14 protein-coding genes are annotated in these 15,247 nt (G+C 58.1%); 3 read left to right on the forward strand and 11 right to left on the reverse strand.

Annotated elements, in window-relative coordinates; all coding sequences use genetic code 11:
- Window positions 1-30: 30 nt before the first annotated feature.
- The 7 genes from HALAL_RS17250 to chvE all read right to left on the reverse strand — a co-directional run bounded on the left by HALAL_RS17250 (window position 31) and on the right by chvE (window position 6,699).
- Window positions 31-489: a hypothetical protein gene (locus HALAL_RS17250; protein ID WP_156937559.1), complete on the reverse strand. Its 459-nt coding sequence runs from the start codon at window positions 487-489 to the stop codon at window positions 31-33.
- 90 nt (window positions 490-579) lie between these two features.
- Entirely contained in the window at window positions 580-1,224 is a 645-nt protein-coding gene (locus HALAL_RS0102050) for a histidine phosphatase family protein (protein ID WP_025272410.1), read from the reverse strand.
- A gap of 11 nt (window positions 1,225-1,235) precedes the next feature.
- Window positions 1,236-1,616 (reverse strand): ribosome silencing factor, encoded by a 381-nt coding sequence (rsfS, locus tag HALAL_RS0102055; protein WP_025272411.1) that lies wholly within the window; start codon window positions 1,614-1,616, stop codon window positions 1,236-1,238.
- A gap of 175 nt (window positions 1,617-1,791) precedes the next feature.
- A complete protein-coding gene (gene nadD / locus HALAL_RS0102060) occupies window positions 1,792-2,415 on the reverse strand; it encodes a nicotinate-nucleotide adenylyltransferase (RefSeq protein WP_035534315.1) in 624 nt (207 codons plus the stop codon).
- Between the two features lie 252 nt (window positions 2,416-2,667).
- Window positions 2,668-3,930 carry a multiple monosaccharide ABC transporter permease gene (gene mmsB, locus HALAL_RS0102070; protein ID WP_025272413.1) on the reverse strand — a complete coding sequence of 421 codons (1,263 nt, stop codon included), beginning with the start codon at window positions 3,928-3,930 and terminating at the stop codon, window positions 2,668-2,670.
- A complete protein-coding gene (locus tag HALAL_RS0102075; RefSeq protein ID WP_025272414.1) occupies window positions 3,927-5,459 on the reverse strand; it encodes a sugar ABC transporter ATP-binding protein in 1,533 nt (510 codons plus the stop codon). Before HALAL_RS0102075 ends, mmsB begins: the two co-directional genes overlap by 4 nt.
- Window positions 5,460-5,616: 157 nt before the next feature.
- The gene (gene chvE / locus HALAL_RS0102080) at window positions 5,617-6,699 is read right to left on the reverse strand and encodes a multiple monosaccharide ABC transporter substrate-binding protein (RefSeq protein ID WP_025272415.1); all 1,083 of its coding nucleotides are present in this window, start codon (window positions 6,697-6,699) and stop codon (window positions 5,617-5,619) included.
- A gap of 638 nt (window positions 6,700-7,337) precedes the next feature.
- On the opposite strand from chvE, the gene HALAL_RS0102090 reads away from it, so the two are divergent.
- The 3 genes from HALAL_RS0102090 to galK are packed head-to-tail and all read left to right on the forward strand — an operon-like array spanning window position 7,338 to window position 10,392.
- Window positions 7,338-8,129: a DeoR/GlpR family DNA-binding transcription regulator gene (locus HALAL_RS0102090; RefSeq protein WP_025272416.1), complete on the forward strand. Its 792-nt coding sequence runs from the start codon at window positions 7,338-7,340 to the stop codon at window positions 8,127-8,129.
- A 26-nt stretch (window positions 8,130-8,155) separates the two neighbouring features.
- Window positions 8,156-9,259, forward strand: coding sequence for a galactose-1-phosphate uridylyltransferase (gene galT, locus HALAL_RS0102095; RefSeq protein WP_025272417.1), 1,104 nt, complete (start codon window positions 8,156-8,158; stop codon window positions 9,257-9,259).
- On the forward strand, window positions 9,256-10,392 hold the full coding sequence (galK, locus tag HALAL_RS0102100; protein ID WP_025272418.1) for a galactokinase: 1,137 nt from the start codon (window positions 9,256-9,258) through the stop codon (window positions 10,390-10,392). Before galT ends, galK begins: the two co-directional genes overlap by 4 nt.
- Here the strand turns inward: galK and HALAL_RS0102105 are convergent.
- The 4 genes from HALAL_RS0102105 to HALAL_RS0102120 form a co-directional block, all read right to left on the reverse strand.
- The gene (locus HALAL_RS0102105) at window positions 10,385-11,446 is read right to left on the reverse strand and encodes an ABC transporter permease subunit (protein ID WP_025272419.1); all 1,062 of its coding nucleotides are present in this window, start codon (window positions 11,444-11,446) and stop codon (window positions 10,385-10,387) included. The genes galK and HALAL_RS0102105 overlap by 8 nt on opposite strands.
- The gene (locus HALAL_RS0102110; RefSeq protein ID WP_025272420.1) at window positions 11,443-12,471 is read right to left on the reverse strand and encodes an ABC transporter permease; all 1,029 of its coding nucleotides are present in this window, start codon (window positions 12,469-12,471) and stop codon (window positions 11,443-11,445) included. The genes HALAL_RS0102105 and HALAL_RS0102110 overlap by 4 nt, the downstream gene beginning before the upstream one ends.
- Complete coding sequence (locus HALAL_RS0102115; RefSeq protein WP_025272421.1) at window positions 12,465-13,976, reverse strand: sugar ABC transporter ATP-binding protein; 1,512 nt, start codon at window positions 13,974-13,976, stop codon at window positions 12,465-12,467. Before HALAL_RS0102115 ends, HALAL_RS0102110 begins: the two co-directional genes overlap by 7 nt.
- 70 nt (window positions 13,977-14,046) lie before the next feature.
- Window positions 14,047-15,021: an ABC transporter substrate-binding protein gene (locus HALAL_RS0102120; protein ID WP_025272422.1), complete on the reverse strand. Its 975-nt coding sequence runs from the start codon at window positions 15,019-15,021 to the stop codon at window positions 14,047-14,049.
- Window positions 15,022-15,247 lie beyond the last annotated feature (226 nt).

Below are 15,247 nucleotides of genomic sequence, written 5' to 3' on the forward strand. Positions count from 1 at the left end.
AACGAGTCGGGCCGCTTCCTACAGTCGGTCTTACTTGTTCTCGGCGTCGGTGATCACGAAGGGCGTCCCTTGCTGACACGTTCCGAAGATGCCCTTGTCGACGTGCCCAGAGAGCGTCACTTCCGCACCGGCGTAAACGACTGATTCGTCCTTCTCGCCGTAGAGGCCGTAGGTCGTGCCGTCGTGGGTCAGCACGAGGCAACCGGCTTCGACTCCTTCTTCGACCGTGCCGCTGATGACCATGGTGGAAGACTTGTCGCCGTCGTCGATACCGTTGGACGGATCAACTTCCGGCGCGTCACTTTCGTTCACGGATTCCTCCTCAGGCTCGTCGCCGTCGTCCTCGTCCTCTTCCCCGTCCGTAGGACTGGACATGTCGGACGTGGTTTCTTCTTCCGACGACGTCGAGGATGTGGCGTCGTCGTCACTGTCGTTGTCGCAGGCGCTCAAAGCGCCCAGCAACAGAGCCAGTGACGCCAGCATAGTCACCAAAAGACTTTTACGATAGACCTGACTGAATGTGTTCATGTCCAGTAAGACGACTCTGACACCGGTACGGTTCCTTCTCCCATAATCAAATTATTTCTGCTGTTCACGAACAATTCGGCTCATTCCCAGTTGGGAGGTGTCTTTAATACCGAGGTTGTAGCCGAACAGCCTCCAACGGCCGGACTTCATTTCCCGTATGTCCGCCCAGTGCACGTTGTCAAGCCCGGCCAGGGTTCCGGTATCCTCCTGACTCCAGTCGAGAGCTGCACCGACAATCTGTCGAGCCGTTCCGCCGTGGGTAAAGATCAGGGTCACGCCGTCACCCGACTTGAGTTCGTCGACGAGGCCGCCGGACCTCTTCCGCAAGGCCTCCCAGGTTTCGATATCGGGGTGTTTCAGTGGTTTACCGGAACGCCAACGTTCATGATCCTCGGGGTAGCGCTGCGAAATCTCAGACATTCGCAGTCCCTCCCACGGACCATAGGAGCGTTCCCGCAGGCGCTCGTCCAACTCGACTTCCACTCCGGTCACTTCCGCGACCCGTTTGGCCGTGTCGGAAGCACGTACCAGGTCACTGGAGATTATCCGGTCCGGTTGATAGGACGCCAGGGCATCGGCGGCACGAGCCGCCTGCTCCACCCCGACGTCGTCGAGGGCGATGTCCGACGCTCCTTGGATCCGACCGGTATCGTTCCATTCAGTGCGTCCGTGCCGCACGACAATCAACTGGGTCACACTGCCACCGCCTATTCCGTGGGTTTGGAATCAGTCGGAATCTCAATCTCGGGGCAGTCCTTCCACAGGCTGTCCAAGCCGTAGAACTCACGCGCCTCATGATCAAAGACGTGTACGACGATGTCGCCGTAGTCCAAAAGCACCCACTGCTCACTGGAGCCCTTGCCTTCCCGACGGCGCGGGCGCAGGTCCATACGTTTGATCAGCTCAGCCTCGACATTGTCGATGATGGCGTTGACCTGACGTTCGTTGGAGGCCGATGCGATCACAAACGCCTCGGTAATGGCCATTTGGTCGGTTACATCGCGTACGTTGACATTCTCCGCTTTACGGTCAAGCGCCGCTGCGGCGGCGATACCGGCAATGTCAATGGCATATTGATCAGCAGCCACAAAACTTCCTTTAATCACATTTCGACAATCGGCACGTGTGACCGGTACACAGCGGATCCACTTCAGGTCACCATCGCCGAGCGGCGAAGAAATCTGAATCGGATCGATTCCACCGGCACTGGAAACACGCCGTCACACACCACCCAAGTGTGCCATGCTCAGTTACGAACTCGCATCAGATATCGCCCACGGCACTATCCGGCAAGTAGAGCCCGGCGGATTCAATGAATCCTCGAACCGGTTCGGGAACCAGGTAACGAAGTGTATATCCGGCCCGCACCCGTTCCCGACAATCGCTCGACGAAATGGCGATTGCCGGCATATCCACGTAGGTAACGTCCGCGTCGCGCGGAAGCCGGGCCTCACGTCGATGCGAGCCCGGACGGTTCAAAGCGATGAGGCGAACCGCGTCCACCAGCTGCTCTACCTTGTGCCAGGTGTACAGGTTTTCAAGCGAATCGGCTCCGATAATGAAGAAAAGCTCGACGGATTCCCGATATTCGGCGGCGACGTCGGCAACCGTATCGACCGCGTATGTGGGGCCCTCTCGATCGATGTCGACGAGGCTCAGCCGAAAACGCGTGTCGCAGTTGATGGCCAATCGCGCCATTTCACCGCGCATAGCGGCCGGACTGACGTCCTGGGCCGACTTCTGCCACGGGTCACCGGTCGGCACGAAAACCACCTCGTCCAACTCGGCACGAATGTAGGCTTCGCTCGCCGCGACCAAATGCCCGAAATGGACGGGATCAAACGTTCCTCCAAGTATCCCCACGCGCTTCGAAAAACCAACAGTCACAATATGTAATACTACCGCCATCGTCGTACGAAACCCCGGCAACGGTCCTCACCTTACCGTCCGCCTTCGACCGGGTGCGAGTCCAGAGCAATCGGAGAACAGATCACATTGCTACCGACCGCGATACGGCCGGTAGCAATGGCTACGGCGTCATTGAGGTTCAACGGTACAGCACCGTAACGGTGTTCAGCGGACACATCGGACTCGCACTCCGATAACGCGACCACGTCTTGCCTCGGCGCACTACGCTCATCAACCGGAGGTGGAGGCCTGTTCCGGTTCCTTCTCTTTCTTCCATTTCTGGCGTGGTACCGACGACGAGGGCGCACTTACACCGGAGCGGCGTTTGTTCCATACATCGAATACGACCGCCGCCAGCAATACCAGACCCAGAATGTACTGCACCTGGTCTTGCCCGACACCGAGAATGGACATTCCCTGGCGCATCACACCCATCACGATTCCACCGATGACCGCGCCGATGACCGTACCGATTCCGCCGCTCATCGAAGCGCCTCCGATGAAGGCGGAGGCGATCGCATCCAGTTCGAACATCTCGCCCGCCTGCGGATTGGCATTGGCCAGACGTGCGGTGAAGACCACCGATGCCAGTCCCGCCAAGGCCCCCATGTTCACAAAGACCCAGAAACTGGTGGCTTTGGTATTGACCCCGCTCAGAGCCGCGGCCTCCCGGTTACCTCCGCCCGCATAGATATGGCGTCCGAACCGCGTCCGGTTGGTTACGAAGGTGTACACGAGCACCAGCCCGAGCAAGAGCAGCCCCACGACGGGGATGCCATGGTGCAGCGCCAACATCGTTGCGAAGGTGACGATGACCCCGGCGATGAGGACGTTCTTTATCACGAACCAGGCGATTGAGTCGACATCGAGACTGTTTCGACCCAGCTCACGACGTTGGAGTACGGCTCCGATCACCACTGCGAGCGCGGAGACGAGCCCGATCGCAATGCTGGGAAGATGTATTTCCGTTCCCGCCAGTTCGGTGCTCTGGCCCCAATACCCGGAGCCGAACATACGGTAGGTTTCATCCTGGACGGCGATACTTTTGGCATCGGTCACGGCCAGGGTCAGACCACGGAAGATCAACATGCCGGCGAGTGTCACGATGAAGGCGGGCACACCCACGTACGCGACCCACAGCCCCTGCCAGGCTCCGATCACGGCTCCGGTCACGATGGCCACCAGAACGGCGGCCCACCAAGGGAACCCCCAGGAGGCCATGGAAATGGCCGATACCGCTCCGCAGAAGGCGAGCACGCTTCCTACGGAGAGGTCGATGTGCCCGTTGATGATCACCAGCATCATACCGATGGCCAGGATAAGGATGTACGAGGTTTGGGTGATCACATTGGTCAGGTTGATGGGGGTGATGAAATTGCTGTTCTGGATGGCGACTTGCAGGATCTGGAACAGCAGTACGATACACGCGAGCGCGATGACCATTCCGTACTGGCGCAAGTCGATACGCGCGAGGGCGGTGCGGAACCCGTTCATACGGCTGAAGCCTCCTGCCGAGTCATTTGAGTCATGAGTTTTTCCTGTGTGGCATCTGAAATGTCGGATTCTCCGGTGATGCGGCCGTTTCCGACGGTGTAAATCCGGTCGCAGATTCCCAGCAGTTCGGGAAGTTCGGAGGAAATGACGAGGATGCCCTTTCCGTTTTCCGCCAATGTGAAGATGTGTTCGTAGATTTCGTACTTGGCGCCGACGTCGACTCCTCGGGTCGGTTCGTCGAGAATAAAGACGTCGGGCTCGGTGTACATCCATTTGCCCAGCAGGACTTTCTGTTGATTGCCGCCGGAAAGGTTGCCCACCGTCTGGTCGACCGAGGAGGCGACGATGCCGAGTTTTTCCCGGATTCCTTCGGATTCCAGCGCCTGTTTACCCGGTGACAGGCCGCTGGGGGTCATGATTTTCTCCAGTGCGGAGAGGGTGAGGTTCTCCTTGATGCTGTCGTCGAGATGTAGGCCGTACTTCTTGCGGTCTTCGGTGAGATAGGCGATTCCCGCGTCGATGGCCGCTTTCGTGGTTTTGGTATCCACTTCACGCCCGTCGAGGTATACCTGTCCGTCAAGATAGCGTCCCCAGTGGCGCCCAAAGAGACTCATGGCGAATTCGGTCCGCCCGGCTCCCATGAGTCCCGCCATCCCGACCACTTCGCCGGAGCGAACGTGGAGTGATATGTCGTCGATGGCATGGTGTCCTTGCCGGTGCCGATCTTCGACCGTCCAATTCGTGACTTCAAACCGGATCTCCCCCGGAACGTGAGTCCGGGGCGGATAGAGGTTGTTGAGTTCGCGGCCGACCATGTGCGTGATCATCTGCGCACTGGTGATGTCCTCACCGTGCAGCGTGGCGACGGACCGCCCGTCTCGAATGACGGTGACACTGTCACAGACGGCGCGGATCTCGTCAAGCTTGTGGGAGATGAGTACACAGGTGACGCCCTCGTCCCGCAGACCGCGCAGAAGTTGGAGCAGGCGTTGCGATTCGATCTCGTTGAGCGCGGCGGTCGGTTCGTCCAAGATGAGGAGCTTGACGTTTTTGGACAGAGCCTTGGCGATTTCCACCAACTGCTGGTGTGCTACCCCGATGTTGTCCACCGGTGTATCGGGATGGAGCGACAGACCGACGCGTTCGAGGAGTTCGGCGGCTCCGCGTTTCGTGCCGATCCAGTCCATCAGGCCCTTCCGGGTCCGTTCATTGCCCAGGAAGATGTTTTCCGCAACCGACAGTTCACCGACGAGTGCCAGTTCTTGGTGAATGATGACGATTCCGGACGTTTCCGACTGCCTGATGTTGCGGAACCGTACCGCCTCACCGTTGAATTCGATGCTGCCGTGGAATCGTCCATGCGGGTGGACACCGGAAATGATCTTCATCAGCGTCGATTTACCCGCTCCGTTTTCACCGACGACTCCGTGAATGGAGCCGGGCGCTATGTCGACGTCGACCCCGTCGAGCGCCTTCACTCCGGGGAATTCCTTGGTGATTCCCTGGAGTCGTAGTATGTTTTCCACCATGGACCGTCCTTTAATACTGACTGGGTCGGGAAGGGCGGCTTACCGCCGCCTTCCCGCGCTCGGTCGTCACGGGGCGGCACCGATGACGGAACCCGTCGACTGGGACGGGAGGTTCGGTGCGTTTGCTGTAAGCCCCCGATGCGACGAACCGACGTCATTACTCGCCCTCGAAGGTTCCTTCCGCGTAATATCCGGACTCCTCGATAAGAACCTCTTTCCAGTTGGAGGCGTCCACGCTTACCGGTTCCAGCAGGAAGGAGGGCACGACCTTGGCGCCGTTATCGTACGTTTCGGTGTCGTTGACCTCCACTTCCTCTTCGTCGAGGACGCTGGTGGTCATGTCGAACGCCTGTGACGCCAGTGCCCGTGTGTCCTTAAAGACCGTTGCCGTCTGTCGGCCGTCAATGATGTATTGAATGGAGGTCTCTTCCGCGTCCTGGCCGGTGATGACCGGGAGATCGTCGGTGGAGTAACCGGAGGACTCCAATGAGGCGATGATCCCCTGGCTGATGCCGTCGAACGGGCTCAGGATGGCGTGCACCTTGTCGTCGGTGTAGAACGTGGCGAGAAGGTCGTCCATGCGGTCTTGGGCGTTCTCGGCCAGCCAGGAGTCGGTGGCCGTCTGCTCAATGTCGACCTGTTCGGACCGGACAACCAACTTGCCGTCATCGATATACGGCTGCAGGGCGTCGATGGCGCCGTCCCAGAAATAAAAGGCGTTGTTGTCGTCAAGGCTTCCGGCGAACAGCTCGATGTTGAACGGGCCGGTTTCGTTGTCGAGATCGAGGGCGTCGACGATGTATCCGCCTTGCAGCTGCCCGACTTGATAGTTGTCAAAGGTAACGTAGTAGTCCACGTCCTTCGTGTCGCGAATGAGACGATCGTAGGAAATGACGACGATGTCTTCCTGTTTCGCCGTAGCGAGCACTCCCGACAGGGTCGATCCGTCTTTCGCGGCGATGATGAGAGTGTTGACGCCTTGGGCGATCATGTTCTCAATCTGGCTGATCTGCCTGTCGACCTTGTCTTCGGCGAAGTTGAGGATGGTGTCGAATCCAGCGTCTTCGAACTGTTTTTCGAGGTTCTCGCCGTCGGCGATCCACCGTTCCGAAGTCTTGGTCGGCATGGAAATCCCGACCTTGCCCTTGGCGCTGTCGTCACCGCCGGTCGCACAGGCGGTGAGAAATGGGGCGGAGGTCGCGGCGAGTGCACCAACGGCCATGAGGTGGCGTCGTTTCATAGTCTTCGCATCCCTGTCTTCGTCGACTTGTGGTGACCTACCAGTTGTCACCGACGGACGTCACCGAACGCGTTTCGTCAGTGTTCGACTCTGTGGCCGTCATCGTGGTACGTCTGGCAGAACGCGCTCAGTTGATCTGGTGATTTCACTATCGCTCACATTTAAACGATTATCAACATCCACTGCATGTTGTAATAAAATCTCCATGTTCTCGATATTAATATGAAATGCGCCGCAATTATCGCAAGGCCGCATCATTTTATATTAAGTGTCAATCTTTCTATATGACTATTTGCAGTGTTACAGCGGCAAATAAGCACGAAGGCCAGTCGCTAGATTCATAAACTTCCCACTCACAATGAGGGTAGTATAGAGCGGCTTGTGCGCCGCACCATCATGTCTTCTCTTGAGTGATTTTGTTTGTTAATGTGTGATAACGTGTAGTGAATTCGGATGGAGTGGCATCTGCGCCGACTGGGTTCGGCCATGGCGAGCCCTCTGCCCCTACCCTCGGAGAAGGAATATGATCGTCATGATCGCAGTATCGATCGCACCGCACCCCACATCGGTCGATACTCATGCGAACCACGGCACGCCACCGGTTCCACCGAGAGCCTGGAAAGCAGAACGAACAGACCATGTTGGCTAAACAACGACAAGCACGCATTCTAGAAATCCTTGCCGAGCAAGGCGCCATACGTGTCACCGAACTCGTGGAACGGTTCGGAGTCTCCGATATGACCATCCGACGCGACCTCGACTACCTCAGTGAACTCGGCAAACTCAATAAAGTACACGGTGGAGCCACTCGTATCGATCTGAGTTCCGCCTCTGAACCGGGATTCGAAGCCAAACAGGTTCGCGAGCTGGAGGAGAAGAGCGCCATCGCCAAGCGTGCGGCCTCGTTCGTTCATCCCGGCCAAGCCATTGCCATCTCGGCGGGCACCACCACCTGGATGATGGCACAAATGATCGCCGACCTCCCCGGGCTGACCGTAGTGACCAACTCCGTCCCCGTCGCCGACGTCTTCTATCGCCAAGGCCGTCCCGATCAGACGGTCATCCTCACCGGAGGAATCCGCACTCCTTCCGACGCCCTGGTGGGGCCCTTCGCTATACAATCCCTCCGCACCATTAACGTAGACGCGGTTTTCCTCGGGGTCCACGGTTTCAGCGCTGAGTCCGGATTTACCACCCCGAACCTCATGGAATCCGAAACCGTATCCGCCTTCGCCCACAAAGGACGCAAACTGATCGTTCTCGCCGACCACACCAAATGGGGCATCATCGGGCTCGCTTCCATCGCTGACCTGTCGGCCGCCGATACCGTCATCACCGACTCCGGAATCGACCCCGAGGCCCTGACAAGTCTTAAGGAACACGTCACCAACGTCGTCGTCGCCGAACGCAACCAGGCGGGCAGCGACTAGACGACTCAACCAGAAGGGCGGCAGCCATGCCAGATCTTCAGGAGGAAACCGCAACCCTCTTTGACGGAAGAATCCTGCGCTACTTCGACGTCGTCAACAGCGGTCGAGCGGCCGCCACCGACCAACGTCGGGCTGACAGTGGTCCCGCCCAAGGACAACAACGCTGGGATCCGCTCCGGCAAGAGTGGGTCACCGTGTCAGCGGCCCGTAACGGTCGACCACTGCTACCCGTAGACTGTCCGCTCTGTCCCACCACAACAGGGAACCCCACCGAAATACCGGCACAGGACTATTACATTGCCGTCTTCGACAATCGGTTCCCCAGTTTCACCGGCACACCGACTCGATCCGATCAATCCGCCGAACTGGGCGCCGAACGCCCCGCCAACGGCCACTGCGAGGTGGTTTGTTTCTCCGCTGACCACGCCAGCGCCTACCATCAACTCGACACAAAACGTATCGCCGACATTCTGTCCGTACAGGCCCAACGCACTGCGGAGCTGTTCGAACGCCCCGATGTGCGCGAAGTGACCTGTTTTGAAAACCGGGGAGTCGACATTGGAGTCACACTCCACCACCCGCACGGCCAAATCTACGCCTACCCAGACGTCACCCCCACCACTGCACTGCAGTACACCAATGCCCTCCGACACCGGAGAGACACCGGCAAGGACCTGTTTCAAGAGATCCTCGACTTTGAAGTCAGAGCAGGTGAACGGATCATCGCGGAAACCGACCACTGGGTCGCGTTCGTCCCGCATTCGGCCCGTTGGCCTTGTGAAATACACATATACCCCACCACGGGCCTCCGCGACCTCACCGAACTCGATGAACCCCGCATTCACGGCTTCGCACCCCTGGTGAAGTCGATCCTCGCTGCCATGACGACCGACCTGAGCGACGACGTCCCCTACATGACCGCCTGGAGGCAAGCGCCCCGCACCGCCGACGGTCGCTTCGACGGTGTCGGACGGCTGCGATTCGAGATCGTGTCGCCCCGCCGATCGGCCGGTAAACTCAAATACCTCGCCTCCTCCGAGGCGCTCATGGGCGCCTTCGTCAACGACGTGGCACCGGAATCCCTAGCGGAACACCTTCGTACCCACCTCAACACCCGGGAATCGGCATGACGACATCCCAACCGCACCACGAATACGTGTCCGAGCTCCATCGCCGGATCTATGGTTCCGAGGCAAAGACTCTAGCAGCGGCTCCAGGACGAGCCAACCTCATTGGAGAACACGTCGACTACTGCGACGGTCTGGTCATGCCATTCGCCATCGACCGCTACAGCCACGTGACCGCCTCAGCCTCACCACAATGGCACATCTATTCCACCGCCCACGCCGACGACGGAGTCATCTCCGGAAACGATCACCCCGACTGGACCCGGTACGTTCATGGAGTCCAATCGTCCCTCGCTGATTGGGGCTACCACTGCGGCGCAGCTCAAGTGGTCATCGATTCGCACGTCCCGCCGGGAGCCGGACTATCGTCGTCAGCCGCATTGACGTGCTCCGTATTGCGCGCATTGATCGCACTGTACGACCTCGACGTACCGGTCAACGAACAGATCGAGATAGCCCAACGGGTTGAAACGCATTATGTAGGAATGCCGTGCGGACCTCTCGACCAATCAGCGAGCCTGCTCTCCCGCTTCGGGCATATCCTCCTATACGACTGTCGAGACCGGTCGGTAGACTACATTCCCTTCGACCCACCCTCACACGGTTTGGAACTCATGCTCATCGACACTCGAGCACCGCACCGCCTCGTCGACGCCGAATATGCCGACCGCCGCCACAGTGCCGAAGATGCAGCACGACGATTGGGGATTCCTTCCCTGCGGTCAGCCAGAAGTGAGGCGTGGAAGGACATCGCTGACCCGATCGTCTCCCGACGAGCCCGACACGTCGTCACCGAACTGGAACGAGTTCACGCCACGATCGCAGCCCTCCGGGCGGAGGATTTCTCCACCGTCGGTAGCCTCTTGAACGCCGCCCACGATTCCCTGCGCGACGACTATGAGGTGTCGTCAATCGAGCTGGATTCCGCTCAGGAGGCGGCACATCGAGCCGGCGCACTCGGCGCTCGCATGATCGGCGGCGGATTCGGGGGAAGTGTCATCGCTCTGGTTCCCGCCGATCGCTCCGACCATGTGGCGGCTTCGGTATCCGAAGCCGCCGGCGAGCGAGGGTTGCCCGAACCGGACATCATGACGGCGGCGCCGGCTCACGGCAGCCTCCATCTCTCAACTACCTGACGCCGGCGGAATCCATAGAACGTGGTTCCTCGGAATCCGGTTCCTCTTCATCTCCACCGCGCGTCGTCAAGACCGATGTGGACGATCCGGTTCCCAGTTTAGACAGGAAACGTTGCAACAGAATGAAGGCCAACAACAACGCGCCGATAGCGATCCGCGCCCACCATGAGGAGAGGTTTCCTTGGAAGGCGATGATGGTGTCGATCAGCCCCAGGACGCTCACTCCTGCCATGGTCCCCAGTACAAAACCATATCCACCGGTCAGAAGCGTTCCGCCGATCACGACCGCCGCGATCGCGTCCAGTTCAAAGCCCACTCCCTGTAGAGGGTTGGCGGACTTTATATAAAAGGCCGTTACGACACCGCCGGTAGAGGCACAGATTCCGCTGAACGCGTAGACGCTGATCTTACTTCGCGCCACCGGCAGCCCCATGAGCGCGGCAGAGTTCTCGTTTCCTCCCACGGCATAGACGGTTCGTCCCAGCCGAGTGTAGTGGCCGAAGCAGAACGCAATAAGCACAAACCCAAAGGCAAGAAACGTGATATTGGGGATGCTGACGGAACCAAGGTCGACTCGTTCCATACCCCACTGAAAGAACTCCACGTCCCGCAGAGATATGTCATGGGTGGAAATCTGGAATGTCAGACCACGGTACAGAAACAAGCCCGCCAAGGTGGCAATGAACGGCTGTACATTGAAGTAGTGGATGACCGCACCGGTCAAAGCACCGTTGAGCCCGCCCAGCACGATGACCGCGGGAACGGCGATTTGGGCGGGAATGCCTGCCTCGATCGTCATCCAGCCCACCGCCATCGTGCTGAACGCCATGAGCGATCCGACCGATAGGTCGATTCCACCGGTGAGAATCACAAAGGTCATACCAACGGCTACAATCAACAGTCCAGCGTTGCTGATAAACAGATTCACCAACAACTGCGGGTTCGAGAAGCCGCTGTAGTTGGCGACTCCAATGAAATACAGCGCCACTATCAAACTGAGCGTGGCAACGATCGGTATATATCGTTTAACGTTGGCGTTCACTGAAAGTCTCATGCTGCGACCGCTTTCTTCTGGAAGGGCTTGGTCAGCCAGGTTCTAAATTGAGGAGATTGCAGGAGCGCGACGGCGAATACCACCAGTGCTTTGGCGGTGAACTGCCATTGCGACGACAGCCCTACATTGATAATCGTCACTTCTAGTAGCTTGATGATGACGACTCCGAACACGGTCCCCAGAAGATAAAAACGTCCTCCCGTGAGAGCCGTACCGCCAATCACCACCGCAAGAATGGCGTCGAGCTCGATCCACAGACCGCCGTTATTGGCATCCGCACCTCCGATGTTCGCCGCCGAGATGATCCCCGCCAACCCGGCCAGCAAACCACAGATCAAATACACCAATATCGTCATTTCACGCGCCCGAATTCCCGCCAGACGACTGGCTTTCGGGTTTCCACCGACTGACTCCAGCAGAACCCCGAAGGCGGTTCGTCGCGTCGCCACCATGAGAACCGCACATACCGCGACCCCTATGATGATCGGAAGCGGAATGGACAGAATCTCTCCACGACCCAAATTCACGAACGGAGAGGAGTCCGCCACATTCGGAATTTGGCCCCCGGTGATCAGCTGTGCCACACCGCGCCCGGCGATCATGAAGATGAGGGTGGCAATGATGGGTTGCACCCCAAAGACGCTCACCATCGTCCCGTTCCAAGCGCCGATCACGGCAGCCACACCCAATCCCAGGGCAATGGCCACCAGCACGCTACCGAGCGAATTCTGCGAACCGGTAGCAAGATACTGAACTGCCACTGCGGCACCAATCGCATAGACCGCACCGACCGACAGGTCGATTCCCTTCGTCGCGATCACCAACGTCATTCCGAGAGCGACCATGAGAAGGGGAACGCTGTTGCGAAGAACTGTCACGAAGGGGCCGCTCATTCGCCCATCGACGATTTCCGGCGTCAAGAATCCAAAGCCGGTAAAAGCGATGTTGACGACTATGAGAGCCACCAACACGAGCCCTGGCCACATCAGCCGACGAGCATACGTTCCAGTGAACTGCTTCAGCATGGACGTCCTCCCGCCGCGATCGTGTCTACAATGTCATCCGTCGTGGTATCGGCGGTATTGCGGAACGTGTCTATCATCTTGTGGTCTTTCAGGACCGCGATGCGATGAGACAATCGCACCACCTCCTCCAATTCAGCGGAGATGAACACGACCCCCATACCGTCAGCGGACAGTTCCGTCACCAAACGTTGAATATCGGCCTTCGCTCCCACATCGATGCCGCGGGTGGGTTCGTCGAGGACGAGCAGCCGCGGGTCCATCAAAAGCCACCGCGCCAGAATGACTTTCTGCTGATTACCACCTGACAGGTTGCGCACCGGCATGTCGGGATCGCTCGGGCGGATATCGAGCTTTTCAATGTAGTTACGAACGACTCTGTCCCGTTCGGCAGCCGGGATGCGGCGCACCCAGCCACGTGCTGCTTGCAGAGCAATAACAATGTTCTCCGCCACCGTGAGGTCGGGGATGAGGCCTTCGCCTTTACGGTCCTCCGAACAATAGGCGACGCCTTGCGCAATGGCATCACGCGGGCCGTACCCGTTCTGTTTCTTGCCGTGAACACTCAATTGGCCGTTGTCGGCATGGTCGGCTCCCGTGATGAGTCGAGCCGCTTCGGTACGACCGGCTCCTAGAAGTCCCGCCAAGCCGACGATCTCGCCCTTCTTTACTTCGAGGTCGAACGGTTCAATCGAACCGGTCCGCCCGAGATTGTCTGCCGCGACGACGGCCTCGGGTCCGACCTCATCGTTCCGGCCCTCCACACTCAGCGACGCGAGATCGGATACTTCCCGCCCAAGCATGTGTTCAATCAGTTCGTACTGCGACAGCTCAGAAGTGCCCCACTCCCCTATAAGTTCGCCACCGCGTAGAACCGTCATGCGGTCACAGACGTCATAAACCTGATCGAGAAAATGGGAGATGAACACCAGAGAGACACCCTGGTCGGCCAGGGCTCGCATAACCTTTAGGAGCAATTTAACTTCATCTTTATCCAGAGAGGAGGTCGGCTCGTCAAGGACCAAGACCTGGGCCTCCATGGTTACCGCCCGCGCGATCGCGACCAGCTGTTGCATAGCCAGGGAATAGTGTGACAACGGCGCGGTGACATCAAGGTCAAGCCCAAGATCGCGCAGTACCTGTCGCGCTTGACGCCGCATGTCGCGAAAATTGATAAAGGGACCAAAACGTTTTTCCCGTCCAGCGAAGAGGTTTTCCGCTACCGAGAGATTGTCGGTGAGATTGACTTCCTGATAGACGGTCGCTATTCCGGCGTTCTGTGCTTCACCGGGGCTCTTAAAAGTCACCGGTTTGTCGTGGAGCAGAATCTTTCCCGCGTCGTGCCGGTGCACCCCGGTCAAAGTCTTGATGAGAGTCGATTTGCCGGCTCCGTTCTCTCCCATCACAGCGTGAATTTCACCTTTTCGGAGAGTGAGATCGACGCCTTTGAGCGCATCGACTCCCGGGAAGGACTTTCGGATCCCTCGCATCTGGATAACTGTGGACATGGATCTTCCTCAAGTGCTATTGCGGCCGGGGTATCGGCCCCGGCCACGTTTAGGTCATGGCGAGTTCGACTTAGAAGGCGCGGTTATCGACTTCATCGGCAAAGTCGTCTTCCGAGAAGACCCCTTCCTCAACCGCGGTGAACTTATCCATTTCCTCGCCGTTCACTACGTCAGTGACAACATCCATCAGCTGCGGGCCGAATGCGGGGTTGCATTCCACGATGTAGTTGAGTTTTCCTTCCACCCCGGCTTGGAAACCGGCTTGTGAACCGTCGACGATAATGACTTGAATATCGTCGCCTGGAGCGACGCCGGCCTCTTCCATCGCCTGGATGGCACCCAATCCCATTTCATCGTTGTGGGCATACAGCAGATCGATCTCATCAGCGTCGTATTTTTGGAGGAACGTCTCCATAACCGCTTTACCGTCCTCCGCTTGGAAGTCGCCCGACTGACTGTCGACCAACTGGTAATCGAAGCCTTCGCCGTCCAACACGTTGAAGAAACCTTCGGCGCGGTCATTGGCCGGTGCCGAGCCGACAGACCCCTCCAGCTGCAGCAAGTTCAGACCATTGGCGTCGGCAAACTCGTCCAGAACCCATTCTCCGGCCTTTTCGCCCTCACGAACGAAATCCGAACCCAACCGGGTCACATACAGGTCGGAGTCTTCTTTCTCGATACCGCGGTCGGCGAGGATGACCGGAATGTCGTTGTCCTGCGCTTCCTGCAATACATCAGTCCAACCCGTTTCCACAATCGGCGCAACAACAATCGCGTCGACTCCCTGAGTAATGAGGTTTCGGACCCCTTTAAGCTGTTTCTCCTGCTTCTGTTGTCCATCCACGAACTTCAGCTCGGCAATACGATCATCGTCCGCGGCCGCGTCTTTCACCGATTCTGAATTGGCGGTACGCCAAGCGGATTCAGCTCCAACCTGCACGAATCCGATCGTCAACCCATCACCGTTATCGCCGCCGTCGCCGCATGCGACAGAACCAAACAACAACATGGCGGATCCCAAGCCACCTAGAAGGCGCTGTTTCATCGCGCTCCTCCCCTATGTGTTTGAAAATGTTTGCTTTAGGCCGATTCTAGGAATACAACAAACACAAGTCAACGAATACTTGACATTTATATGTAACAATTACGCCATTTTGTTGTTGCGTATTTATAACAACGAACAGAGCTACGACCCGACCATCCCATCGGCACTATTGAACGAAATGAATCTAATAGGCCATGCAACAGCAAAAATACTGAATCCCGGGATG

The sequence above is a fragment of the Haloglycomyces albus DSM 45210 genome (genome assembly GCF_000527155.1).
In the GTDB taxonomy this organism is placed as follows: Bacteria; Actinomycetota; Actinomycetes; order Mycobacteriales; family Micromonosporaceae; genus Haloglycomyces; species Haloglycomyces albus.

Bases quoted from the DNA above. Each gene is read 5' to 3' on its own strand.
- HALAL_RS0102105 (WP_025272419.1), bottom strand. From the start codon at position 11,446: ATGAGACTTTCAGTGAACGCCAACGTTAAACGATATATACCGATCGTT.
- galT (WP_025272417.1), top strand. From the start codon at position 8,156: ATGCCAGATCTTCAGGAGGAAACCGCAACCCTCTTTGACGGAAGAATC.
- chvE (WP_025272415.1), bottom strand. From the start codon at position 6,699: ATGAAACGACGCCACCTCATGGCCGTTGGTGCACTCGCCGCGACCTCC.
- HALAL_RS0102075 (WP_025272414.1), bottom strand. From the start codon at position 5,459: ATGGTGGAAAACATACTACGACTCCAGGGAATCACCAAGGAATTCCCC.
- HALAL_RS0102120 (WP_025272422.1), bottom strand. From the start codon at position 15,021: ATGAAACAGCGCCTTCTAGGTGGCTTGGGATCCGCCATGTTGTTGTTT.
- HALAL_RS0102090 (WP_025272416.1), top strand. From the start codon at position 7,338: ATGTTGGCTAAACAACGACAAGCACGCATTCTAGAAATCCTTGCCGAG.
- HALAL_RS0102115 (WP_025272421.1), bottom strand. From the start codon at position 13,976: ATGTCCACAGTTATCCAGATGCGAGGGATCCGAAAGTCCTTCCCGGGA.
- mmsB (WP_025272413.1), bottom strand. From the start codon at position 3,930: ATGAACGGGTTCCGCACCGCCCTCGCGCGTATCGACTTGCGCCAGTAC.
- HALAL_RS0102110 (WP_025272420.1), bottom strand. From the start codon at position 12,471: ATGCTGAAGCAGTTCACTGGAACGTATGCTCGTCGGCTGATGTGGCCA.
- galK (WP_025272418.1), top strand. From the start codon at position 9,256: ATGACGACATCCCAACCGCACCACGAATACGTGTCCGAGCTCCATCGC.